A 24,391-nucleotide genomic window follows, 5' to 3' on the forward strand; every position below is an offset into this window, starting at 1 on the left:
TGTGACAGCTCAGTCCGCCGCGCGCAGCCGATAGCCGATGCCGGTCTCGGTCAGCACGAATTGCGGGCGTTCGGGATCGGCCTCGATCTTCTGACGCAGCTGGCGCACATAGACGCGCAGATATTGCGCGTCGGTCAGTTCGTCCCATAATTCCTTCAGCAGGAAGCGGTGGGTCAGCACCTTGCCAGCGTGCTGCACCAGCACGCGCAGCAGGTCGTATTCCTTCGGCGACAGCTTGATCTCCTTGTCGCCGACCTTGACGATCCGGCGCACCAGATCGACTGAGAGATCGCCGGAGCGAAACACCGGACGCTCGCCCTGCACCTGCAACTGGTGGCGCAGCGCCGCGCGCAGCCGCGCCAGCAATTCATCCATGCCGAACGGCTTGGTCAGGTAATCGTCGGCGCCGAGATCGAGCGCCTGCACCTTGCCGGCCTCGTCGCCGCGGCTCGACAGCACCACGATAGGGACGCTCTCGTTGCGGCCGCGGATCATGCGCAGCAGATCGTGGCCCTGGATGTCGGGCAATCCGAGATCGAGGATGATCAGCGCCGGCCCCTCGCCCAGCATCTCCAGCGCCAGCTTGCCGTTGGAGGCCTCGAGGATGTCGTAGCCCTGTGTGCTCAGCCCCATCCGCAACAGCTTGCGGATCGGCGGCTCATCGTCGATGACCAGGACCTTGATGGGGATAGCATTCATGCAGCGGTGTCCAGCGCGGTGGTGTCGGCCGTAACAGGCAGGCGGATGGTGATGACGGCGCCGGTCCGGTCGGATCGGTTGGCCGCCGCGATCGTGCCGCGCATCGCCTCGACGAAGCCGCGCGAGATCGCAAGGCCGAGGCCGGTGCCGGGGCGGACATGGTCGCCCTTCTCGGCGCGATAGAACTTGTCGAACACGCTTTCGAGCTCGGTGGCCGGAATGCCGTTGCCTTCATCGAGGATCTGCAGCGTCACCGCGTCACGGTCGCGGCCGCCGCGGATCGAGATCGTGGTGTCCGACGGGGCATATTTGGCGGCGTTGTCGAGCAGGTTGAACAGCACCTGCTCGAACAGCACGGCGTCGAGCTCCAGCATCGGCAGGTCGGCTGCGAGCTCCAGCGACACCCGGTGGTGCACCAGGATCTTGCCCGCCCGGCGCAACGCGCTGCCGACGATTTCGCCGACATCGTGCCGCGCCGTGTTCGGCACGATCGCGCCGGATTCCAGCTTGGTCATGTCGAGCAGATTGGCGATGAAGCGGTTCAGCCGCTCGGATTCGTCGATCACGGTGGCGAGCAAATCATGCTTCTGGGCATCGCTCAGGCTGGCGCCGAGATCGCGCAGCGCCGAGGCCGAGCCGAGCACCGAGGCGAGCGGCGTCTTCAGATCATGCGAGATCGAGGTCAAGAGCGCACCGCGCAGCCGATCGGATTCGACGGTGCGCTTGACCCGATCCATGTCCTCGACCAGCAGCACGCGCTCGATCGCCAGCGCGCCCTGATCGACCAGCGCGTCGAGCAGCCGGCGCTGGTCCGGCGTCAGCAGCGGCCCGGTGCGATCGTCGTCGATACCGATCACCCCGATCGGGCCGCGGCCGGTGCGCATCGGCAGGAACAGCCGCTTTCCCCCCGGCAACGTGTCCGAGCCGCGGCCGGCCGGGCGATCGTTGCCCCAGGCCCAGTTGGCGGCGGCAAGGTCGGCCTGATCGAGCTGGTCTTCCGGCGGATAGCCGGTCTTGACGGTCAGCATCCCGTCCTCCGGCAGCAGCAATACCACGCGCACCTTGAGCATCAGCGCGATCTGGTAGGCGGTCGCCCACAGCACGTCATCGAGCGTCGCGGTGCCGGCAAGCTTGCGGCTGAAGGCGTAGAGCGATTCGGTGGTGCGGACGCGGCCGATCGCGGTGTCGGCCTGGATGCGCACCCGCGCCGCGACGTTGGAGACGATCAGCGCGATCAGCATGAAGAAGAAGAACGCCGCGACATTGGTCGGGTCGGTGATGGTGAAAGTATAGACCGGCGGCAGAAAGAAGAAATTGTAGCACAGCGAGGCGGCGACGCTGGCCAGCAGCGACGGCCACAGGCCGTAACGCGCCGCGGCGCCGACCACGGCGGTGAGGAAGACGAGGTCGACATTCTCGATGCCGAAGAATGGCTGGATCAGCTTGGCCGCGCCCAGGCCGATTGCCACCAGCAGCAGCGACATCAGATAGGGCCGCGGATTGAACGGCTCCTGCCGCTGCGCGGTCTGCACCGCCGCCTTGCCGACCGGCAGCTCGTCGCCGGCGATCACGTTGACGCTGATATTGCCGGCGCGGCGCACCAGATCGTGCACCACCGAGCCGTGGGTCAGCTCGAACCAGCGCGAACGCGTCGACTTGCCGATGATGATCTGGGTGACGTTGTTGGCCTGGGCAAAATTGATGACGTCGTCGGCGATGCGGCGGCCGACGCCGGGAAGCGTCAGCGCCTCGCCGCCGAGCGATTCGGCAAGCCGCATGGTGTCGGCAAGCCGGTCGCGCTGCTCGTCGCTCAGTTGCAGACTGCGCCGCGTCTCGATGCTGACGGCGGTCCACTGCGCATGCAGCCGGTCGGCCAGGCGTTTGGTGTAGCGCACGAGGCCGGCCGCGCGCGGGTCCTCGCTGAGGCAGACAAGGATGCGCTCGCCGGCCGCCCAGGGACCCTGGATGGCATTGGCCTGCATGTGGGTGAGCAGCTGCTCGTCGACCCGCTCGGCGGTGCGGCGCAGCGCCAGCTCGCGCAGCGCGGTCAGATTTCCGGGCGAGAAATAATGCTCCAGCGCCCGCTCGGCCTGCTTGGGCACATAGACCTTGCCCTCCTTCAGCCGCTGGATCAAATCGTCCGGCGTGAGGTCGATCAGCTCGATGGCGTCGGCGCGATCGACCACCGAGTCCGGCACGGTCTCGCGCACCCGCACATGGGTGATCTGCGCGACGACGTCGTTGAGGCTCTCGATGTGCTGGATGTTGATCGCGGTGTAGACGTCGATGCCGTGCGACAGCAGCTCCTCGACGTCGAGATAGCGCTTGGGATGCCGGCTGCCCGGCGCATTGGTGTGGGCGAGCTCGTCGACCAGCGCGAGCTGCGGCCGCCGCGCGATCAAGGCGTCGAGGTCCATCTCCTCGAGCGTCTGGTCGCGATAGGCCAGCCGTTTCCGCGGCAGCACTTCGAGGCCCTTCAGCAGCGCCTCGGTCTCCACCCGTCCGTGGGTTTCGACCACACCGACCACGACGTCGACGCCCGCCTTGAGGCGGGCGTGGGCGCTTTGCAGCATCTCGTAGGTCTTGCCGACGCCGGGGGCTGCGCCGATGAAGATCTTCAGCCGTCCCGAACGATCGGCCTCGCGGCGCGCCGCCTCCAGCAGCGCATCCGGCGAGGGTCGTTTTTCAGGGTCGCGCTGATTGGCCATACCGCAATATAGTCATCCTGCGAGTGGCGGCCTACTCCCCTATTTCGCGTTTGCCGCGTCCAGCGCCAGGTTGAGCGCAAGAACGTTAACGCGGGGCTCACCCAGCACGCCGGCAAAGCGGCCCTGGGTGTTCTGCGTCACCAGCTGCCGCACCGCATCCTCGGACATGCTGCGCGCCTTGGCGACCCGCGGCACCTGGAACAACGCGGCGTCCGGCGAGATGTCGGGATCGAGACCGCTGGCCGACGTGGTGACGAGATCGACCGGCACCGTCGCTGTCGGGTTCTCCGCCTTCAGCTTCTCGACGTCCTCCTTGATGCGGTCATTCAGCGCCTTGCTGGTCGGGCCGAGGTTGGAGCCGCCAGAATTGGCCGCGTTGTACGGCGCCGGCACGGTCTTGGAGGAATCGTTCGGATCGGGCGCGAGCGTTGCCGACGGCCGGCCGTGGAAGTATTTGTCCTCCTTGAACTCCTGCCCGATCAGGGCGGAGCCGATCACCTTGCCGTCCTTCTCGATCAGGCTGCCTTGCGCCTGCCTCGGAAAGATGACGCCGGCGATCCCGGTGATGGCGAGCGGATAGGCAAGGCCCGTGATCGCGGTCAGCAGGACCAGTACGAGAATGGCGGGGCGGATTTCTCTCAACATGATAGGTCTCCTAGTTCTCTTTCGTCATTGCGAGCGAAGCGAAGCAATCCATGGTTCAGCACCGGGATCGATGGATTGCTTCGTCGCTTCGCTCCTCGCAATGACGGTTGTGCGGGTTACGCCAGGCCCAGGGCGGCGACGATGAGGTCGATCGCCTTGATGCCGATGAACGGGATGATGATGCCGCCGAGGCCGTAGATCATCAGGTTGCGGCCGAGCAGCGCGCCGGCACCGACCGCGCGATACTTGACGCCCTTCAGCGCCAGCGGAATCAGCGCAATGATGATCAGCGCGTTGAAGATGATCGCCGACAGGATCGCGCTCTGCGGACTTGTCAGCCGCATCACGTTCAACACCTCGAGCTGCGGATAGAACGCGAGGAACATCGCCGGGATGATCGCAAAATACTTCGCGACGTCGTTGGCGATCGAGAACGTGGTCAGCGCGCCGCGGGTCATCAGCAGCTGCTTGCCGATCTCGACCACCTCGATCAGCTTGGTCGGGTTGGAGTCGAGGTCGACCATGTTGCCTGCCTCGCGGGCGGCCTGCGTGCCGGTGTTCATGGCGACGCCGACATCGGCCTGCGCCAGCGCCGGCGCGTCGTTGGTGCCGTCGCCGCACATCGCGACCAGCTTGCCCTTGGATTGCTCGTCGCGGATCAGCTTGAGCTTGTCCTCGGGCGTTGCCTGCGCCAGGAAGTCGTCGACGCCGGCCTCGGCCGCGATCGCGGCTGCGGTCATCGGATTGTCGCCGGTGATCATCACGGTGCGGATGCCCATGCGGCGCAGCTCAGCAAAGCGCTCACGGATGCCGCCCTTGACGATGTCCTTCAGGTGCACGACGCCGAGCAGCTTGCCGTCCTTGGCGACGGCCAGCGGCGTGCCGCCGGCCTTGGCGATCTCGTCGGCGATCGACTGTATCTCGCGCGCTTCCGCGCTCATCGTCGCCGCGACCGCACGAACGGTGTTGCCCGATGCGACCGTGCGGGGCGAGCCGCCGTCGACATAGCTGAGGATCGCGTCGACCGCGCCCTTGCGGATCGACGAGGAGCCGGCATCGATGCCGCTCATGCGGGTCTGCGCGGTGAACGGCACGAAGGTCGCGGCGAGCTCGTGCATGTCGCGGCCGCGGATGCCGTACTTCTCCTTGGCGAGCACCACGATCGAGCGGCCCTCCGGCGTTTCGTCGGCGAGCGAGGCGAGCTGCGCCGCGTCGGCAAGGTCCTGCTCGGAGACGCCGCGGATCGGGCGGAACGCCGTCGCCTGGCGGTTGCCGAGCGTGATGGTGCCGGTCTTGTCCAGGAGCAGCGTGTCGACGTCGCCGGCGGCTTCCACCGCACGGCCGGACATCGCCAGCACGTTGAAGCGCACCAGGCGGTCCATGCCGGCGATGCCGATCGCCGACAGCAGCGCGCCGATCGTGGTCGGGATCAGCGTGACGAACAGCGCCACCAGCACCACGACCGAGATCGAGCCGCCGGCATAGGCCGCGTAGCTCGGGATCGTCACCGTGGCGAACACGAAGATGATGGTGAGGCCCGCGAGCAGGATGTTGAGCGCGATCTCGTTCGGCGTCTTCTGCCGCTCGGCGCCCTCCACCAGCTTGATCATGCGGTCGATGAAGGTCGAGCCCTGCGCCGCGGTGATGCGGACGCGGATCCAGTCCGACAGCACCTGGGTGCCGCCGGTGACCGCCGAACGGTCGCCGCCGGATTCGCGGATGACCGGCGCGGATTCACCCGTGATCGCCGCCTCATTGACCGAGGCCACGCCCTCGATCACCTCGCCGTCGGACGGGATGTTGTCGCCGGCCTCGACCAGCACGACGTCGCCGACCTTCAGCGAGGTGCCGGGCACCATGCGATAGGTCCGGTCGGTGCCGGTGAGCAGCTTGGCCTGGCTCTCGGTGCGGGTCTTCTTCAGCGATTCCGCCTGCGCCTTGCCGCGGCCTTCAGCGACGGCTTCGGCGAAATTGGCGAACAGCACCGTGAACCAGAGCCAGAGGATGATCTGGAAGGTGAAGCCGAGGTTGGCGCCGCCGGTGACGAGGTCGCGCACGAAGATCACGGTGGTCAGCGCGGCCACGACCTCGACGACGAACATCACGGGGTTCTTCGCCATCAGGCGAGGATCGAGCTTGACGAACGCCGACCAGATCGCCGGCACCAGGATCTTCGGGTCGAGCATGGTCGACGCCGTCACCTGCTTCTGCAGTTTCATGGTTTCCATGGATGTCACTCCGGACGTATCGGATCAAAACAGGTTGTTGGCGTTCATGGCGAGGTGCTCGACGATCGGCCCGAGCGCCAGCGCCGGGAAGAAGGTCAGGCCGCCGATGATCAGGATGACGCCGATGACAAGGCCGACGAACAGGCCGCCGGTGGTCGGGAACGTGCCCGCCGAGGCCGGGATCGACTTCTTCTCGACCAGCGATCCCGCGATCGCCATCGCCGGCACGATCATGAAGAAGCGGCCGACGAACATCGCAGACGCAAGCGTCAGGTTGTAGAACAGGGTGTTGCCGGTCAGGCCCCCGAACGCCGAGCCGTTATTGCCGGTCGCCGAGGTGAAGGCATAGAGGACCTCGGTGAAGCCGTGCGGCCCGGCATTGGCCATCGAGGCCACCGCCGACGGCAGCACCACGCCGACCGCGGTCCAGCCGAGATACATCAGCGGCAGCACCAGGATCGCGAGCATCGCCATCTTGACCTCGCGCGCCTCGATCTTCTTGCCGACATACTCAGGCGTGCGGCCGACCATCAGGCCGGCGACGAAGATCGCCAGCACGACGAACAGCAGCATGCCGTAGAAGCCGGCGCCGACGCCGCCGATGATGACTTCGCCGAGCTGCATGTTGATCAGCGGGATCATGCCGCCGAGCGCGGTGAAGCTGTCATGCATGGCGTTGACCGCGCCGCAGGAGGCGGCAGTGGTGACGACGGCGAACAGCGAGGACGCGACGATGCCGAAGCGGACCTCCTTGCCCTCCATGTTGCCACCGGTCAGGCCAAGCGCCTGCAGCGTCGAGGTGCCGTTGGCTTCCGCCCAGTAGGTGACGACAACGCCGGCGACGAACAGGATGCCCATCACGGCGAAGATCGCCCAGCCCTGGCGCTCGTTGCCGACCATGCGGCCGAACACGTTGGTCATCGCCGCGCCAAGCGCGAAGATCGAGATCATTTGCACGAGGTTCGACAGCGCCGTCGGGTTCTCGAACGGATGCGCGGCGTTGGCGTTGAAGAAGCCGCCGCCATTGGTGCCGAGCATCTTGATCGCGACCTGCGAGGCCACCGGGCCGAGCGCGATGGTCTGCTTGCCGCCTTCCAGCGTGGTGGCGTCGACATAGGCGCCGAGCGTCTGCGGCATACCCTGCCAGACCAGGAACAGCGCATAGACGATGCAGATCGGCAGCAGCACATAGAGCGTGCAGCGCGTGACGTCGACCCAGAAATTGCCGACCGTGCGCATCGACGAGCGGGTGAAGCCGCGGATCAGCGCCATCGCGAGCGCGATGCCGGTTGCCGCCGACAGGAAGTTCTGGTGGGTCAGGCCGAGCATCTGGACCAGATAGGACAGCGTGCTCTCGCCGCCGTAATTCTGCCAGTTGGTGTTGGTGATGAAGGAGATCGCGGTGTTGAAGGAGAGGTCCTCGGCCACCGCGGACTGTCCGGCCGGGTTGAACGGCAGCACCGCCTGCAGCCGCATCAGGCCGTAGATCAGGGCGAAGCCGCCGACATGGAACAGCAGCATGGTGACCGTATAGGTCAGCCAGTGCTGCTCGCGCCGCTCGTCGACTCCGCCGACCCAGTAGATGCCGCGCTCGATCGGACGCAGCACAGGCGAGAGGAAGGTGCGCTCGCCGTTGAACACGCGGGTCATGTACCAGCCGAGCGGCTTGACCAGCGCGACCACGATCGCGCAGAAGAGAATAATTTGAATCCAGCCGATGACGGTCATTGCGTCAAGCCTTTCGAATGGGTGCGAAGCGCAGCAGCGACGCGAACAGACCGAGCAGCAGCCCGGTCAGCACCGCGTCGGCTAACAGAATTGTGCAAAGCGCGAGCATCGCGGGCCGCCTAGAAGCGTTCGGGCCGCAGCAATGCGTAGGTGAGGTAGAACAACAGGCCGAGCGAGACGAGGCCGGCGAGCGAGTAATCGAAGATCATCGCCGCCTCCCTTACAGCCGTTCGCAGGCGTAGGCGTAGCCGATGCCGGCCGCGAAGAAGCCGATCGCGAGCGCCGCCATGAGAATGTCCATCATGTGAGACTCCTATGGTCACAGGGCGCGGGCGACCGTATAAGCGCTCCGCGCCGGATGGTGGTGAGGTGCCATCCGGGGCATAGGTTTTCGAGATGTGGCGCATAAGGACGTTATAGGAATCCTATAAAGGGCCGTTCCCCTCCGCCGTCGTCCTGGCGAAAGCCAGGACCGATAACCACCGCACTTGATGATGAACGGGATAGGCGGCCCCAGCATCGCCCAACGAATTTCCATCCGAGGTAATGGGTCCTGGCTTTCGCCTGGACAACGACGTGGGTTCCATCTTTATGGAATCCCTATATCTCCGCCCCTCGCCTCCTCTCGTTTTCAAATGGCTATCCGGCCATTTTGGGCCTGCGGCCAATGCCTTGAGCCACTCTTTCTTGGGCCGCGCCTTCGACGAGATGACGCCATGTCCGTGCTAACCCAAAACACTTCCACCGACCTCGGCGACCGGCTGCGCGACGCCTATGCGGTGTCAGCCGAGTTCATGGCCGACATCATCAGCCAGACCTGCCGGCGCTTTCCGTCGGTCGGACAGAGCGGCAAGAGCGCGCGGGTCGAGCGCCTGATCCAGTCCGGCGCCTGGACCGATGCAGCGATCGCGCTGCTCGATCTCGAACTGCCGCAATGGCAGGTCCGCCGCCTGGTCTATGACGAGGGCGAATGGCATTGCGCATTGTCGCGCGAACGCGAACTTCCTGACTGGCTCGACCAGTCGATCGAGACCCGCCACAGCGATCTCGCGCTCGCGATCCTCAGCGCCTTCGTCGAGGCACAGCGGATCAGCGCGCCCGACAGCCGGACCAGCGTACCCACCGTCCGTCGCGAGACGCGCTCGCTTTACGAACCGCTGTTCGTCGACAATATCGGCTGATGACGGCCCCGCCGTGAAGACCAAACAACTGCCGCGGCAGCTGCAGTCGGCCCAGGTCCTGGTCCGATTCGGCTTCCGGCTCGCCATCATGATCGGCTTCGCCGTGTTCGCCGGCACAGGCTTCGGCAAGGGCCTCGTCACGCTGCTGTGGATGTCGGCGCTGATCTGCGCGCTGGCCGGGCTCGTCAAGCGCGAGATGCCGTTTGCCAAAAACCTCAATCACTGGGACGAGATGACCGCCTATGTCGCGCTGTGCGCGCTCGGCACCGGCATCGTCCAGCGCCTCTGAAATCACCCCTCAAATCCTATGCCGCTCCTATGAAGTCGCTGCTCGCACGCGCTCGATTTCATATCCGGCAAATCAGACATTGATCGCGTGACTGTGACTGTAGCGTTTTCGAGCGAAGTGGATACCGGTTCGCGTGAAGAAAACGCCTCAGAAACAAAAAGAAGGACTACCATCGTGAAACTCGTCGAACCTCCCTCGTGTAGCTCAGCGTCCACCATCGTCTTCATCGGCCGCAACCACCGCGGCCAGTGGGTCGCCCAGCAACAGAACGGCCTCTATGGCGGCCTGTTCGTCAACCGCGCCCAGGCCGTCAAATACGCGCTGTTCGAGAACGGCCAGCACCCCGAAATGATCATCGAGCTGTCGCGCGAGATCGAGCTCGATATGCGCGGCGAGACCGCGAACCTCCCCGCAAGCCGCGTGGCCTGAGCCACCCCCATGACTGCGAAAGCGGTGACTGCGAAAGCGGCTTCGAAAGCGGACACGGCCGAATGGCTGTCGGGCTTCATCCCCGATCTTCCGACCCCCTTCAACCATCAGGGCGAGATCGACGCCGAGGCGTTCGGCCGGCTGTGCGAGCGTCAGATCTCGGCCGGCGCGACCGCGCTGGTGGTCGGCGAGACCGCGGGCGAAAGCTCGACGCTTGAGCCCGCGGAGCGCGTGCAGTTGGTTCGCATCGCGGCCGGCATCGCGCGCAAGCGGGTCCGCATCATCGCCGGCGCCGGCTCGAACGCAACCGATCGTGCCGTCACGTTCACCCGGGCCGCGGCGGCGGCCGGCGCCGACGCTATCATGTCGGTCGTGCCCTATTACAACAAGCCGATGCCACAGGGCATGGCGGCGCATTTCCAGGCCGTCACCGCGGCCACCACGCTGCCGGTGATCCTGCACGACATCCCGTCGCGAACGGTGAAGGGCCTCACCGACGAGACGCTGCTCGAGCTCGCCGCCGCGCCACGCATCGTGGGATTGCGTGACGGCGGGGGCGACGTCGCCCGCCTGGCGCGCCTGCGCCCACGCCTGCCGGCAACGTTCCGGATGCTGACGGGGGACGACAATTCATCGCTCGCCTATATGGCGGCCGGCGGCGATGGCTGCATCTCGGCCGTGGCGAACGTCGCGCCCGATCTGTATGTGGCCGTTCACCGGCATTTCCGCGAAGGACGGTTGTATCAGGCGCGGGAGCTGCACCAGCGGCTGGTGCAGCTCGCGACGCTGCTGGAGGGCGAGCATCCCGCCGCACTGAAATTCGCGCTGGCGCTGCTCGGGTTCATGCAGCCGTCGACGCGGCTGCCGATCGTCCAACTCAACGGATCGGCGAAGGCCGAACTCGCGCAGGCGATGGCCGAGCTTGCCGACGAATACCTCGCCGCCGCGCATTGAGATGTGCCAGGCCGGCGCATTTCATCGCAATGCACAATGGCACGCGCCGGCATCGCCCGTGACACCACGCCCCATATTGAGGTTCCGAAGCGGCGCCCCATATTTTCGGCAAGGGAGTGCTTGCCGTGCAGACCTTAAGGGCAGCCCTCGTTGCGGCGACCGCGCTCATCGCCCTCTTTGTCTCCATCCGTCCCGGTGCCGCGGAGGACAACAGCCGCCTCGCCGTGACCGTTTCGATCGATGGAGCCATCGGGCCAGCGTCGGCCAGCTATGTGAAGGGCGCCCTGGCCAAGGCCGCCGAACGGCGCGCCGAGCTTGTCGTGCTGCGGCTGAATACGCCGGGTGGTCTGAACACCAGCATGCGCGAAATCATCGCCGACGTGCTTGCCTCTCCTGTCCCCGTGGTCGGCTATGTCGCCCCCTCCGGCGCGCATGCAGCGAGCGCCGGAACCTACATCCTCTATGCGACGCACATCGCGGCGATGGCGCCAGGCACCAATATCGGGGCCGCAACGCCGGTGCAGATCGGCGGCGTACCGGGTCTGCCCGGCCCCGACAAGGACACCAAGGATGGTGACCGCCAGCCGCAACCGAAGGATACCATGACGGCGAAGGCGACCAATGACGCCGTCGCTTTCATCCGCAGCCTCGCCGAGCTGCGCGGCCGCAACGCCGACTGGGCCGAGAAGGCGGTGCGCGAGGCCGCCACCCTGTCCACCAACGCTGCGCTGCAGGCCAACGTCATCGAGATCATCGCACGTGATCCGGCCGATCTGCTCAGACAGGTCGACGGCCGGACGGTGGAGGTCGCAGCCGGCAAGACGCAGCGGCTTGCGACCAAGGATATCGCGATCGAAGCGATCGAACCGGGCTGGATCTCGCGCCTGCTTGCGGTCATCACCGATCCCAACGTTGCGTTCATCCTGCTGATGGTCGGCATCTACGGGCTGATCTTCGAATTCATGTCGCCGGGCATGGTCGCCCCGGGGGTCGTCGGCACGATCTGCCTGCTGCTCGGCCTCTACGCCCTCAATCTGCTTCCGACCAACTACGCGAGCTTCGCCCTGATGCTGGTCGGGATCGCGCTGCTCGCCATCGAGGCCTTCAACCCGACGGTCGTGATCGGCGCCGGAGGGCTTGTCGCCTTCGTGCTGGGCGCGTTGATGCTGTTCCGGGACGAGACGCCGGGCTCCGGCCTGTCATGGTGGGTCATCGGCTTCACCGCGGCGGCGCTTGCTGCCTTCCTTGTTGCCGTGCTCGGCGCGCTGCGCCGCGCCGCCCGGGAGCAGCTGCGCCTCGGCGCCCAGGCCATGCAGGGCCTGTCGGCCGAGGTGCTCGACTGGTCCGGGACATCAGGTCACGTCTTCACCAATGGCGAGCGCTGGCAAGCGCGCGGCGCCGAGACCTTCCAGTCCGGAGAGACGGTCGAGGTCGCCAATCTGATCGATTTGACGCTGGTGGTGCGGCGCGCGCCGATCGCCACCGGCAGGGAGGTACAGCAATGATGCTTGATTATTTCGGCTATGCGGCGCTGGCGCTGGTTATCGTGGTATTCCTGACGCAGGCGGTTCGTGTCCTGCGCGAATATGAGCGCGGCGTCGTCTTCACGCTGGGTCGCTTCACGGGTGTGAAGGGGCCCGGGCTCTTCCTGTTGATTCCGATCGTTCAGCAGCTTGTGAAGGTCGATCTCCGGGTGGTGGTGCAGGTGGTGCCGCCCCAGGATGTGATCTCGCGCGACAACGTCTCGGTCAAGGTCAACGCCGTGCTCTACTTCCGCATCGTCGATGCCGAGCGCGCCATCATCAAGGTCAGCGATTACATGGCTGCGACCAGTCAGCTCGCACAGACCACGCTGCGCTCGGTGCTGGGCAAGCACGAGCTCGACGAGATGCTCGCCGAACGCGACCGGCTCAACGCCGATATCCAGGAGATCCTCGACAAGCAGACCGACGTCTGGGGCATCAAGGTGACCGGGATCGAGATCAAGGACATCGATCTCAACGAAACCATGGTGCGGGCGATCGCCAAGCAGGCCGAGGCGGAACGGTTGCGGCGCGCCAAGGTGATCAACGCGATGGGCGAGCAGCAGGCCGCCGAGAAGCTCGTCGAGGCCGGGCGGACCCTGGCCCAGGAACCGCAGGCGATGCAGCTCCGCTACTTCGCGGCGCTGCATGATATCGCAGGCGAGCGCTCCTCAACCGTGGTGTTTCCGCTGCCGATGAACCTGCTCGATCACCTGACGCGCCGAAGCGAGGCAACCTGACCCGGCTGATGCTTGGCCCGCCAGGCCGGTCCGGGACCGCGCATGTAGTGCGCTTCGGGCCGGTAAACGCTGATCGGCTCCTCGCCGATCCAGGCGAGGAATTTGAACAGCCCCTCTGCTGCGCTGCGCAGCAGGACACGGATCGATGAAACGACGCGCATCTCAGTAGTCCCATTTCTCGCCGAGCACGACCGGCGGACGCGGATATTTCTCGGCATCGGCGCCGCGCGTGTTCAGGTTCATCCGCGCCCAGTCCTCATGGCCGCGATGCAGCAAGAGCTCGTTGCGCAAACGATGGATCTTCGCGGCGGCGATCGAGCGGTGGATCGCCCTGAAGCCAAGGACGATCCGCCGGATCGTCCGCTTCAGTACGGGGCGGATGGCACCGACCGAACCGCGCGGCCGGACATCGTGGAGCTGGAGCAAGGTCATGTCCCACCTTCCTGTTGGCGGCGCGCGAGCGCACCGCGTCAGGACAAAAGATGCCGACAACACCGTAGGAATTCGAGAGGACAACCAGCCCTGTCGCATAGCCGCGGCATAAGCGACCGGAGGTGGCCGGCGCATCGCACACGTGCTGCAAATCGAGAGATTTCGAACGATTTTACCCTCGATCGGCGGCGCGAGGGGCCGGTTTACGGTCGGCGGCAAGACCGGTAACCTCGCCTCCCAATGCGACGTGGAGACTGCCCATGGGCCCCAAGGATCCGATCAACTGGATGTTGACAGACGCGATCGAGGCGCTCGCCCGGGCCGAACGGTTGCACCAGAGTTTCCTGAACCTGCGCCCGCAGGCGGGCAGCGAGCCGAGCTGGGAACCGCCGATGGACGTGATCGAGACGGATCAGGAGATCCTCATCCTGGTCGCGCTGCCGGGGGTCGACCCCGATGAGGTCGAGGCCGCGCTCGATGGCGGCACGCTGGTGATCTCCGGCCGCCGCATCCTGCCCGCAGAGCTCCGCGACGCCCGCATCCTGCGCCTCGAGCTGCCGCAGGGCCGGTTCGAGCGCCGGATCGCGCTGCCGACCGGCCGCTACACCATCAGCCGCTTTGCCGCGCATGGCTGCGTCGGCCTGCGGCTCGGAAAATCGAGCTGAGGATTTCGACATGGCTGCTTCAGACGTTTCAGGCTCGACCACGGCAGCGGCGCCGATCCCCAGCGACGCGCTGATCATCATCGCGGTGCGCACCACCGTGCTGTTTCCCGACGTCATCATCCCGATCTCGATCAACCGCGCCAAATCCATCGCCGCGGCCCAGCAGGCGGTGCGCGAGCAGCGCCAGATCGGTATCCTGCTGCAGCGCGACCCCGAGGCGGACGATCCCGGCCCGGACGGGCTGTACCGTGTCGGCACCGTCGCCAACATCGTGCGCTACATCACCGGCGCAGACGACACCCATCATCTGGTCTGCCAGGGCGTGCAGCGCATGCGCGTGCTCGACTATCTGCCGGGCACGCCGTTCCTCGCGGCCCGCGTACTGCAGATCCCCGAACCCACCACGACCTCGCCCGAGATCGAGGCGCGTTTCCTCAATCTGCAGCGCCAGGCGCTGGAGGCCGCGCAATTGTTGCCGCAGACGCCGCCCGAATTGATCGCCGCGCTGCAGAGCGCGACCTCGCCGGCGACGCTCGCCGATCTCGCAACCTCCTACATGGACATCAAGCCGCCGGAGAAACAGGACATCCTGGAAACCATCGATCTCGCGGCGCGGATGGACAAGGTGTCGCGTCATCTCGCCGAGCGCATCGAGGTGCTGAGGCTGAGCCAGGAGATCGGGCAGAAGACCAAGGCGGTGTTCGACGAGCGGCAGCGCGAGGCGATCCTGCGCGAGCAGATGGCGACGATCCAGCGCCAGCTCGGCGAAGGCGATGGCAAGGCCGCGGAAGTCGCCGAGCTGACCAAGGCGATCGCCGAGGCCAAGATGCCGTCGGAAGCCGAAAGCCAGGCGCAGAAGGAGCTGCGCCGCTATGAGCGGATGCCGGAAGCGGCAGCCGAGTCCGGCATGGTGCGCAGCTATCTCGACTGGCTGATCGACCTGCCCTGGAGCCTTCCGGAAGAGAAGCCGATCGACATTGCCGAGGCGCGCAAGATCCTCGACCAGGATCATTACGGGCTGGAGAAGATCAAGAGCCGGATCATCGAATACCTCGCGGTGCGCAAGCTCGCGCCCGGCGGCAAGGCGCCGATCCTCTGCTTCCTCGGACCGCCCGGCGTCGGTAAGACCTCGCTCGGGCAATCGATCGCGCGCGCGATGTCGCGGCCGTTCGTCCGCGTCTCGCTCGGCGGCGTGCATGACGAGGCCGAGATCCGCGGCCATCGCCGCACCTATATCGGCGCGCTGCCCGGCAACATCATCCAGGCGATCAAGAAGGCCGGCGCGCGCAATTGCGTGATGATGCTGGATGAGATCGACAAGATGGGCCGCGGCATCCAGGGCGATCCGTCGGCCGCGATGCTCGAAGTGCTCGATCCCGAGCAGAACGGCACCTTCCGCGACAATTATCTCGGCGTGCCGTTCGACCTTTCGCGCGTCGTGTTCATCGCCACCGCCAACATGCTCGACGGCGTGCCGGGCCCGCTGCTCGACCGCATGGAGCTGATCAGCCTTCCCGGCTACACCGAGGACGAGAAGCTCGAGATCGCCAAGCGCTATCTGGTGCGGCGCCAGCTCGAAGCCAACGGGATCAAGGCCGAGCAGGTCGAGCTCGATCCGGACGCGCTGCGGCTGATCATCAAGAGCTACACCCGCGAGGCCGGCGTCCGCAACCTCGAGCGCGAGATCGGCAAGGTGCTGCGCAACGTTGCGGTGCAGATCGCCGAAGGCAGCACCAGCCACGTCACCATCACGCCAAAGGACATCGTGTCGCTGCTCGGCCAGCCGCGGTTCGAGAATGAGATCGCGATGCGCACCAGCATTCCCGGCGTTGCCACTGGCCTCGCCTGGACCCCGGTCGGCGGCGACATCCTGTTCATCGAGGCCTCCCGCACGCCGGGCCGCGGCGCGCTGATGATCACCGGACAGCTCGGCGACGTCATGCGCGAGAGCGTGCAGGCCGCGCTGACGCTGGTGAAGAGCCGCGCCACCCAGCTCGGCATCGATCCCGGCGTGTTCGAGAAGAGCGACATCCACGTCCACGTTCCTGCTGGTGCTACGCCGAAGGACGGCCCGAGCGCGGGCGTTGCAATGTTCACCGCCCTCACCTCGCTCTTGACCGATCGCACCGTGCGCAGCGACACCGCGATGACCGGCGAGATCTCGCTGCGTGGTCTCGTGCTGCCGGTCGGCGGCATCAAGGAGAAGGTGGTCGCGGCCGCAGCCGCGGGCCTGACCCGGGTCATGCTGCCGGCGCGCAACAAGCGCGACTACGACGACATCCCCGCCGGCGCCCGCGCCAAGCTGGAGTTCATCTGGCTGGAGCGGGTCGACGAGGCGATTGCAGCAGCGCTTGAGGCCGCCAAGACGACGCCCGCCGCGGCGGAATGAAAGCGAGCAGCATCCGGCTAGAGCATCCGGTTCTGATTGAATCAGAACCGAAGCTCCAGCTTTTTGTGACGCGTTTTCTTCACGCGAACCGGGGTCCACTTCGTTCGAAAACGCGCTAGCTAGCCCGCACGACGCCCCTTGAAATATCCGGCGTTCGTCGTGTTCTGCTTGATGTTGGCCGTGTCGCCCTGCTCTGCAGGGTTGCCCACCGCCTTGGTGGATGACGTGTCCTTCTTGACCTCCACTCCGCCACCCGTGCCCTTGGGGCTGCGGTTGGCCGGCGGGATCGGCGGCATCTTGTGGTGACGTGACATGGTTACGCCTCCAACGCTGTCTGCTCTGACTCAGTCTGTCGGCCGCTTTGACCTGCGCGATGGGTCATCCCCGCGCGATCCGAGCGAGCAGCACAGCCTTAGCGCCTTCCCGATATCAGGCGCCCCAATATTTTTTCAGCGATGCGACAGGGCCGTTTACTTGATTTTCGCAGGTGGCCGTCCGTGACACCTGGCCTCGAAGACGGCGCTCGCTTTACTCCGCCGCCGAACGGAACTCGGCCTTTTCGGCGCGCACCGCGCAGAACTTGAATTCCGGGATCTTGCCGAACGGGTCGAGCGCCGGATTGGTCAACAGGTTCGCTGCCGCCTCCGCATAGCAGAACGGCATGAACACCATGTTCTCCGGCACGTCGCGATCGGCGCGCACCTTGACCTCGACCGCGCCGCGGCGCGTCTCGAGGCGGATGAAGTCGCCGGGTGCGAGCCCCTTCTTCCGCATGTCCTTCGGCGTCATGAACGCGACCGCTTCGGGCTCGATCTGGTCGAGCACCTGGGCGCGGCGCGTCATCGAGCCGGTGTGCCAGTGTTCGAGCACGCGTCCGGTCGACAGCACCATCGGATACTCGGCGTCGGGCAGCTCGTCCGGCGGGATCACCTTGGCCGGCACGATCTTGCCGCGGCCGCTCTCGGTCGGGAAGCCGGTCGTGAAGATGATCTCATTGCCCGGCTTGTCCGGATCGTCGACCGGATAGGTCACCGCGCCCTCGCGCACCAGGCGCTCCCACGTGATGTTCTTCAGGGACGGCATCAGCTGAGCCATCTCGGTGAAGACCTCGCCCGGGCCAGCATAGCTCCAGGGCAATCCCATCCGCTTGGCGATCTCCTGGATGATCCAAAGATCCTGCCTTGCATCGCCCGGCGGCCTGATCACCTCGCGCGCCAGCTGTACACGGCGGTCGGTGTTGGTGAAGGAGCCGGACTTTTCGGCGAACGCCGAGGCCGGCAGGATGACGTCGGCGTGGAACGCCGTCTCGGTGACGAACAGGTCCTGCACCACGAGGTGATCGAGCATGGCCAGCGCGCCGCGCGCGTGCTGCAGGTCCGGATCCGACATCGCCGGATTCTCGCCCTCGACATACATGCCGTGGATTTCGCCGGCGTGGATCGCGTTCATGATCTCGACGACGGTCAGTCCGCGCACCGGATCGAGCTCCTGCCCCCACAGCTTCTCGAAGGCGCCGCGCATGTCGTCACGGCCGACCGGCTGATAGTCCGGCAGGAACATCGGAATCAGGCCGGCGTCGGAGGCGCCCTGCACGTTGTTCTGGCCGCGCAGCGGATGCAGCCCGGTGCCGGGGCGGCCGACCTGGCCGGTGATCAGGGCCAGTGCGATCAGGCAGCGCGCATTGTCGGTGCCGTGGACATGCTGGCTGATCCCCATGCCCCAGAAGATGATCGACGACTTGGCACGCGCGTAGGCACGCGCCACCTCGCGCAACGTCTCGGCGGGAATGCCGCAGATCGCCGACATCTTCTCGGGCGTGAAGTCGACGATCTTGGCCTTGAGGTCTTCGTAGCCCTCGGTATAGCCGGCGATGTACTGCTCGTCGGTCAGGCCTTCGGTGATGATCGTGTGGATCATCGCGTTCAGCATCGCGACGTCGCTGCCCGGCTTGAATGCGAGGTGCTGCGTGGCGTGGCGCGACAGCGTCTGCCGGCGCGGATCCATCACATACAGCTTCGCGCCGCGCTTGGCGGCGTTCTTGATGAAGGTCGCGGCGACCGGATGGTTCACGGTCGGATTGGCGCCGATCACCCAGATCACTTCCGCGTCGGCCGCGGCCGCGAACGGCGCCGACACCGCGCCGGAGCTCAAGCCCTCGAACAGCGCCGCCACCGACGAGGCGTGGCACAGGCGCGTGCAGTGATCGACATTGTTGGAGCCGAAGCCGGTGCGGACCAGCTTCTGGAACAGATAGGCTTCCTCGTTCGAGCCCTTGGCCGAGCCGAACCCGGCGAGCGCCTTGGCACCCTTTTCGTCGCGGATTTTCCGCAAGCCCGCCGCAGCAAGATCGAGCGCCTCCTCCCACGTCGCTTCGCGGAAATGGGTGTAGGGATTGGCCGGATCGACCTGATCGTTGGCGTCCTTCCTGACACCGGGCAGCCGCACCAGCGGCTTGGTCAGGCGATTGGGGTGATGGATGTAGTCGAAGCCGAAGCGGCCCTTGACGCAGAGCCGGTTGTGGTTGGCCGGGCCGTCGCGGCCTTCCGCATAGATCACCTTCTCGTCCTTGACCTGGTAGGTGACCTGGCAGCCGACGCCGCAATACGGGCACAGCGAATCCACCTCGCGATCCGGATAGGTGACGCGGGTCTGCTTGTCGTCGAGCATCACGGAGGGCATCAGCGCGCCGGTCGGGCAGGCCTGCACGCATTCGCCGCAGGCCACGCAGGTCGACTCGCCCATCGGGTCGTCGAAGTCGAAGACGATCTTGGCGTCATGGTTGCGGTACGCCATGCCGATCACGTCGTTGACCTGGACCTCGCGGCAGGCGCGCACGCACAGGCCGCACTGGATGCAGGCGTCGAGATTGACCCGCATCGCCGGATGGCTGGCATCGGCGGTCCAGCGCTCCGCCGCCGGAAAGCGGCTTTCGGTGACGCCGGTCTTCTCCGCCCAGTGCCAGAACTTGGAGTCCGGATCGTGCGAAGTCTCGCGCGCCGGCTGGTCGGCGACCAGAAGCTCCATCACCATCTTCTGCGCCGCGACGGCGCGCGCGCTCGCGGTCTTGACCTTCATGCCGACCGACGGCGTGCGCATGCAGGACGCCGCCAGCACGCGCTCGCCCTCGATCTCGACCATGCAGGCGCGGCAATTGCCGTCAGGCCGGTAGTCCGGCGCCGGCGAGTAGCAGAGATGCGGAATCTCCTGCCCGCCACGCTTGGCGACCTGCCAGATGGTTTCGCCCATATTGGCCTCGACCTGCTTGCCGTCGAGCTCGAACGTGATCTTCGTCATTCGGCAGCTTCCTTGAACTCGTCGGGGAAGTATTTGATCACCGATGTCAGCGGATTGGAGGCGGCCTGGCCAAGGCCGCAGATCGACGCATCGCGCATCGCCTGGCTCAATTCGTCGAGCAGGGCCCGATTCCAGACCGGCCGCTCCATCAGCTGCGCCGCCTTCTGGGTGCCGGCGCGGCACGGCGTGCACTGGCCGCAGCTCTCGTCCTCGAAAAAGCGCATCAGGTTCAACGCCGCCAGGCGAACGCTGTCCTGCTGCGACAGGATCACGATCGCCGCCGAGCCGATGAAGCAGCCGTATTTCTCCAGCGTGCCGAAATCGAGCGGGATGTCGTCCATCGAAGCCGGCAGGATGCCGCCCGATGCGCCGCCCGGCAGATAGGCGTGTAAGACGTGGCCGTCGGCCATGCCGCCGCAATATTCGTCGATCAGTTCGCGCACCGTGATGCCGGCGGGTGCGAGCTTCATGCCGGGATTCTTCACCCGGCCGGAGACCGAGAAGCTGCGCAGCCCGTGCCGCTCATGACGGCCATGGCTCTTCCACCACTCGGCGCCCTTCTCGACGATGTCGCGCACCCACCACAGCGTTTCGACATTGTTGATCAGCGTCGGCAGGCCGAACAGGCCGACCTGGAACGGGTAAGGCGGCTTGTGACGCGGCAGGCCGCGCTTGCCCTCGATGCTCTCAAGCAGCGAGGATTCCTCGCCGCAGATATAGGCGCCGGCGCCGCGGCGCATGTGCAGCTTCGGGCCGCCGGCGGGAAGTTTTGCGATCTCGCGTTCGAGGATTTCGCGGGCGGCCGAATATTCGTCGCGGATGTAGATGTAGACCTCGGGCGCGTCGACGACATGCGCGCCGATCAGCATGCCCTCGAGGAAGCGATGCGGATCGGTCTCGAGATAATAGCGATCCTTGAACGTGCCGGGCTCGCCCTCGTCGCCGTTGACGGCCATCAGCCGCGGGCCGGGCTCGCCGAGCACCGCACGCCATTTGCGCCCGGTCGGAAAGCCCGCGCCGCCGAGCCCGCGCAGGCTGGCATCGTCGAGCGATTTGAGCAGGTATTCCCTGGCGAGTTCACCTGAGCGCAACCGGTTGAGCAGTTTGTAGCCGCCGTCGGCGACATAGGCATCGTAGCCGATCGTGGCCGGCAGATGCGCATGGGTGTCGCCGGCCTTCGCTGCCGCCAGCACGTTGTCGACGGTCGCATGGTCGATGAAATTGTGGCCTACCTCGGCGGCAGGCGCGGTGTCGCAACGCCCGACGCAGGGCGCGCGGACGACGCGGATGCCGGGACCCGCTTTGTCCTTGAGTTCTTCGAGCAATCGCTCCGCGCCCAGCATTGCGCAGGTGAGCGAATCGCAGACCCGGATCGTCAGCGGCGCGATATCGGGCTCACCCTCCTTCACGATGTCGAAATGCGCGTAGAAGGTCGCGGTCTCGAACACCTCGGCGAACGACAGCTTCATCTCGTCGGCAAGGGCGGCGAGATGCGCCGCCGAGATTTGGTGATAAGTGTCCTGGATCAAATGCAGGTACTCGATCAGCATGTCGCGCTGCCGCGGACGGTCGCCGAGCAGCTGCTCGACCTCGTGGGCCGCGGTCGGATCGACCTGGCGGCCCTTGGGCGTGGCCTTGGCGCGCTTCCGCCCGGCACCCGGGTGCTCGAAATTGCGGACCTTGTGAACGTCATCCGTCGTCATCAGGGCGTCTCGTTTCCTGCTGCCAGATCAATAGTCTAGCCGTTGGCATGCCAGATGCCAACTAAATTCGAAGCATTCCAAACAGCATTAAGGGCATGCAGCCGGCGCTGTCGCGCCCCTTGAAACCAACCCATTGCGGAACGGGCGGTTCTCACGTCTTGCCCATGCACTCCTCGATGTAGAACCAGCGGTCGTCACCGGTCAGCCCCTTCGACTTCACCTCGCCGCGGCAGGCCTTGAGCTTGGGCTTGTTGGCGCGCCACTGAGCCTTCATGGCCTTCAGCTTCTCCATCGTCAGCTTGATCTTCGACGGCTTGGCCGTGGTGGCGGTCGGTGCCGGGGCGGCCGGCGCCGCGGTCTGGGCGGAGGCAGCATGAAGCCCTATGGCGAGCAGCGCGGCGGCAAGGCAAATCCGGGTGCGCAACATTGAAATCCCCCAATCCTTTTTCTGTTCATTGGATAAAGCGAACGCCGCAGGTGCCGGGAACCGGCAACCCGCGGCGATGATGGTCGCGGTCAGAGGATTTTGACTGCGCTGAGCAGCGTCATGTAGATGCCCCAGGCCAGCGGAATGCCGACGAACAGCCAGAACAGCGCCGCCCTGCCGTCCAGACCGCCCTTGCCGATGCCGAACGATCCGGTCGCACCATTGCCGCCGGTTGCCGTCGCCGCCTGCAGCTTCGCCACCTCGGCGTCGCTCATGTGCCACTTCGGATCGACCGGCTTGATCAAATAGTTGCAGATGAAGCCCGCGACCAGCATCGCGCACAGGATGTACATCGTGGTGTTGTAGAGCTGGTCGCGCGGCACGCCGGCGGCGAGCTGGAATTCGCGGATGTAGTTCACCACGACAGGGCCGATGATGCCCGCGGTCGACCAGGCCGTCAGCAGCCGGCCATGGATCGCGCCGACGAACTGGGTGCCGAACATGTCGGCGAGATAGGCCGGCACGGTGGCGAAGCCGCCGCCATACATCGACAGGATGATGCCGAAGCCGAGCACGAACAGCAGCTTCGAGCCCATCGCGGCGAAGGTCGGCGCCAGCGCGTAGAGCACGATGCCGAGCACGAAGAACGTGTAATAGGTGTTCTTGCGGCCGATCTTGTCCGACAGCGAGGCCCAGAAGAACCGGCCGCCGATGTTGAACAGCGACAGCAGGCCGGCGAAGCCTGCGGCGATCGCCGCGATCTGCGCCTTCTGCGAAGCGTCGAGCGCGTTGAAGCCGATATTGGGCAGCCCGATCAGCTTGCCGGCGAAGATCTCCTGCAGCATCGGCGAGGCCATGCCGATCACGCCGATGCCGGCCGACACGTTCAAGCACAGCACCCACCAGATCAGCCAGAACTGCGGCGTCTTGTGCGCGTTATCGAGGTGCACGTTCTTGGTCGAGATCATCGCGTTGGCCTTGGCCGGCGGCGTCCAGCCCTCCGGCTGCCAGCCAGACGGCGGCAGGCGGTAGCGGAACGCGCCGATCATCATGAACACCAGATAGATCACGCCCATGGTGAGGAAGGTTTCCCAGACACCGACCGAGGTCGGCGTCTTGAAATAGTTCATCAGCAGATTGGCGAGCGGTGCGCCGATCATGGCGCCGCCGCCGAAACCCATGATGGCCATGCCGGTCGCCATGCCGCGGCGGTCGGGGAACCATTTCACCAGCGTCGACACCGGCGAGATGTAGCCGAGGCCAAGGCCGATGCCGCCGATCACGCCGGAGCCGAGCCACATCAGCCACAATTGATGGGTGATGATGCCGATCGCGCCGAGCACGAGACCTCCGCACCAGCACAGCGCGGAAACGAAGCCAGCCTTGCGCGGGCCGACGCGCTCCAGCCAGCCGCCCCACATTGCGGCGGATAGACCGAGCACGACGAAGAACAGCGTGTACATCCAGCCCATGCTCGCGACCTTCCAGTCGCAAGTGGTCGTGAACAATTCCTGGAACAGCGAAATGTCCGGGCATGCCTTCGGCGCGGTCAGGCCGATCGCGCGCGACAGCGGCAGCCAGAATACCGAGAAGCCGTAGGCCATGCCGATGCACAGATGGATGCACAGCGCGGCCGGCGGCACCAGCCAGCGATTGAAGCCGGCGGCCGCGATCGTGTGTTCCTTGTCGAGGAAACCTGCGCCTGCAGCCGATACGCGTCCGGCGCTGCTCATCGTCGTCATTGAAACCTCCCTGCAGCCGCCGTTGCATCAGGCGTTCTGCCGTGTTCGATCCCGTCCCATCCCATTGCGGCGCAATCATCACATTGCTCCGCGCATTTCCTGCATGCGCCGGGATCAGCCACGCGCATTCCCGAAATGCCAACCCCCGACACGGCCGGATATGCCCCGGTCGCGCGGCCCGCTCTGAACGTTAGGCCTGCCCTGTATTGCCCCACGCGCCCTGATCCGGGCACGACTTGATCTCCACAACCCGGTGGAGATTATCAATTCGCGCAGAATGGAAAATAGGTGTCGATTGGCAAAAGGTAGATATCAAGCTGCATCTATCGCGCACGCGGCGATGCAGCATTTGAATTATCTATCGTGCCATTTGCTTTCTCGATCAAAAAAACGATGCGAACGTCGCTTCGTTCGGTGATCTCGACCTTGTCGCCGGTCTCCCGAATGAGATTCGGGATGTCGATCACCGAAAGCGGATCGGTGCAGTGCACTTCGAGGAAATCGCCTGCCGTCACGCCCTTCAGCGCCTTGCGCGTCTTCAGCGCGGGCAGCGGGCATTTCAGGCCGGTGAGATCGAGCTTTGTCGTGGTCATGATTCGACCATGGCGGAGCCGC

The 24,391-nt window shown here is 65.7% G+C and carries 22 protein-coding genes; 8 read left to right on the forward strand and 14 right to left on the reverse strand.

The genetic code is table 11. The features are described from left to right. Positions 1-9: 9 nt before the first annotated feature. The 6 genes from HAP48_RS03805 to HAP48_RS03830 form a co-directional block, all read right to left on the reverse strand. Complete coding sequence (locus HAP48_RS03805; protein ID WP_029079080.1) at positions 10-699, reverse strand: response regulator; 690 nt, start codon at positions 697-699, stop codon at positions 10-12. Beyond that, positions 696-3,407 (reverse strand): sensor histidine kinase, encoded by a 2,712-nt coding sequence (locus HAP48_RS03810; protein WP_166214631.1) that lies wholly within the window; start codon positions 3,405-3,407, stop codon positions 696-698. The genes HAP48_RS03805 and HAP48_RS03810 overlap by 4 nt, the downstream gene beginning before the upstream one ends. Before the next feature lie 39 nt (positions 3,408-3,446). Then, the gene (locus HAP48_RS03815) at positions 3,447-4,052 is read right to left on the reverse strand and encodes a K(+)-transporting ATPase subunit C (protein ID WP_166214630.1); all 606 of its coding nucleotides are present in this window, start codon (positions 4,050-4,052) and stop codon (positions 3,447-3,449) included. Between the two features lie 116 nt (positions 4,053-4,168). Further along, on the reverse strand, positions 4,169-6,280 hold the full coding sequence (gene kdpB, locus HAP48_RS03820; RefSeq protein WP_166214629.1) for a potassium-transporting ATPase subunit KdpB: 2,112 nt from the start codon (positions 6,278-6,280) through the stop codon (positions 4,169-4,171). Positions 6,281-6,304: 24 nt separating this feature from the next. Then, complete coding sequence (kdpA, locus tag HAP48_RS03825; RefSeq protein WP_166214628.1) at positions 6,305-8,008, reverse strand: potassium-transporting ATPase subunit KdpA; 1,704 nt, start codon at positions 8,006-8,008, stop codon at positions 6,305-6,307. A gap of 119 nt (positions 8,009-8,127) precedes the next feature. After that, positions 8,128-8,217, reverse strand: coding sequence for a K(+)-transporting ATPase subunit F (locus HAP48_RS03830; protein WP_016846764.1), 90 nt, complete (start codon positions 8,215-8,217; stop codon positions 8,128-8,130). A 507-nt stretch (positions 8,218-8,724) separates the two neighbouring features. Here HAP48_RS03830 and HAP48_RS03835 point away from each other — a divergent pair. From HAP48_RS03835 to HAP48_RS03860, 6 genes are all read left to right on the forward strand, one after another. Further along, positions 8,725-9,189 carry a hypothetical protein gene (locus HAP48_RS03835; protein ID WP_166214627.1) on the forward strand — a complete coding sequence of 155 codons (465 nt, stop codon included), beginning with the start codon at positions 8,725-8,727 and terminating at the stop codon, positions 9,187-9,189. Between the two features lie 13 nt (positions 9,190-9,202). Further along, on the forward strand, positions 9,203-9,478 hold the full coding sequence (locus HAP48_RS03840) for a hypothetical protein (RefSeq protein ID WP_166214626.1): 276 nt from the start codon (positions 9,203-9,205) through the stop codon (positions 9,476-9,478). Between the two features lie 174 nt (positions 9,479-9,652). Further along, the gene (locus tag HAP48_RS03845; RefSeq protein WP_166214625.1) at positions 9,653-9,907 is read left to right on the forward strand and encodes a hypothetical protein; all 255 of its coding nucleotides are present in this window, start codon (positions 9,653-9,655) and stop codon (positions 9,905-9,907) included. A gap of 9 nt (positions 9,908-9,916) precedes the next feature. Continuing rightward, positions 9,917-10,861 carry a 4-hydroxy-tetrahydrodipicolinate synthase gene (gene dapA, locus HAP48_RS03850; protein ID WP_166214624.1) on the forward strand — a complete coding sequence of 315 codons (945 nt, stop codon included), beginning with the start codon at positions 9,917-9,919 and terminating at the stop codon, positions 10,859-10,861. Positions 10,862-10,986: 125 nt separating this feature from the next. Beyond that, on the forward strand, positions 10,987-12,366 hold the full coding sequence (locus HAP48_RS03855; RefSeq protein WP_166214623.1) for an NfeD family protein: 1,380 nt from the start codon (positions 10,987-10,989) through the stop codon (positions 12,364-12,366). Further along, positions 12,363-13,124 (forward strand): slipin family protein, encoded by a 762-nt coding sequence (locus tag HAP48_RS03860; protein WP_166214622.1) that lies wholly within the window; start codon positions 12,363-12,365, stop codon positions 13,122-13,124. Before HAP48_RS03855 ends, HAP48_RS03860 begins: the two co-directional genes overlap by 4 nt. Here the strand turns inward: HAP48_RS03860 and HAP48_RS03865 are convergent. Continuing rightward, positions 13,094-13,285, reverse strand: coding sequence for a hypothetical protein (locus tag HAP48_RS03865; RefSeq protein ID WP_166214621.1), 192 nt, complete (start codon positions 13,283-13,285; stop codon positions 13,094-13,096). The genes HAP48_RS03860 and HAP48_RS03865 overlap by 31 nt on opposite strands. A gap of 1 nt (position 13,286) precedes the next feature. After that, entirely contained in the window at positions 13,287-13,556 is a 270-nt protein-coding gene (locus HAP48_RS03870) for a hypothetical protein (protein ID WP_166214620.1), read from the reverse strand. A 260-nt stretch (positions 13,557-13,816) separates the two neighbouring features. On the opposite strand from HAP48_RS03870, the gene HAP48_RS03875 reads away from it, so the two are divergent. Both HAP48_RS03875 and lon read left to right on the forward strand, forming a co-directional pair. Further along, positions 13,817-14,221 (forward strand): Hsp20/alpha crystallin family protein, encoded by a 405-nt coding sequence (locus HAP48_RS03875; protein WP_166214619.1) that lies wholly within the window; start codon positions 13,817-13,819, stop codon positions 14,219-14,221. A gap of 10 nt (positions 14,222-14,231) precedes the next feature. After that, the gene (lon, locus tag HAP48_RS03880) at positions 14,232-16,610 is read left to right on the forward strand and encodes an endopeptidase La (RefSeq protein ID WP_166214618.1); all 2,379 of its coding nucleotides are present in this window, start codon (positions 14,232-14,234) and stop codon (positions 16,608-16,610) included. 119 nt (positions 16,611-16,729) lie between these two features. Here the strand turns inward: lon and HAP48_RS03885 are convergent, their stop codons facing one another. From HAP48_RS03885 to HAP48_RS03910, 6 genes are all read right to left on the reverse strand, one after another. Continuing rightward, positions 16,730-16,924 (reverse strand): hypothetical protein, encoded by a 195-nt coding sequence (locus HAP48_RS03885; protein WP_035976334.1) that lies wholly within the window; start codon positions 16,922-16,924, stop codon positions 16,730-16,732. Positions 16,925-17,138: 214 nt separating this feature from the next. Continuing rightward, positions 17,139-19,904, reverse strand: coding sequence for a formate dehydrogenase subunit alpha (gene fdhF / locus HAP48_RS03890; protein ID WP_166214617.1), 2,766 nt, complete (start codon positions 19,902-19,904; stop codon positions 17,139-17,141). Then, the gene (locus tag HAP48_RS03895) at positions 19,901-21,607 is read right to left on the reverse strand and encodes an NADH-ubiquinone oxidoreductase-F iron-sulfur binding region domain-containing protein (RefSeq protein WP_175612363.1); all 1,707 of its coding nucleotides are present in this window, start codon (positions 21,605-21,607) and stop codon (positions 19,901-19,903) included. Before HAP48_RS03895 ends, fdhF begins: the two co-directional genes overlap by 4 nt. A gap of 151 nt (positions 21,608-21,758) precedes the next feature. Continuing rightward, on the reverse strand, positions 21,759-22,034 hold the full coding sequence (locus tag HAP48_RS03900; protein ID WP_166214616.1) for a hypothetical protein: 276 nt from the start codon (positions 22,032-22,034) through the stop codon (positions 21,759-21,761). An 89-nt stretch (positions 22,035-22,123) separates the two neighbouring features. Continuing rightward, the gene (locus HAP48_RS03905; protein ID WP_166214615.1) at positions 22,124-23,776 is read right to left on the reverse strand and encodes an OFA family MFS transporter; all 1,653 of its coding nucleotides are present in this window, start codon (positions 23,774-23,776) and stop codon (positions 22,124-22,126) included. 323 nt (positions 23,777-24,099) lie between these two features. Next, positions 24,100-24,369, reverse strand: coding sequence for a sulfurtransferase TusA family protein (locus tag HAP48_RS03910; RefSeq protein ID WP_166214614.1), 270 nt, complete (start codon positions 24,367-24,369; stop codon positions 24,100-24,102). Positions 24,370-24,391: the final 22 nt, after the last annotated feature.

It is taken from the genome of Bradyrhizobium septentrionale, assembly GCF_011516645.4.
Classification (GTDB): Bacteria; Pseudomonadota; Alphaproteobacteria; order Rhizobiales; family Xanthobacteraceae; genus Bradyrhizobium; species Bradyrhizobium septentrionale.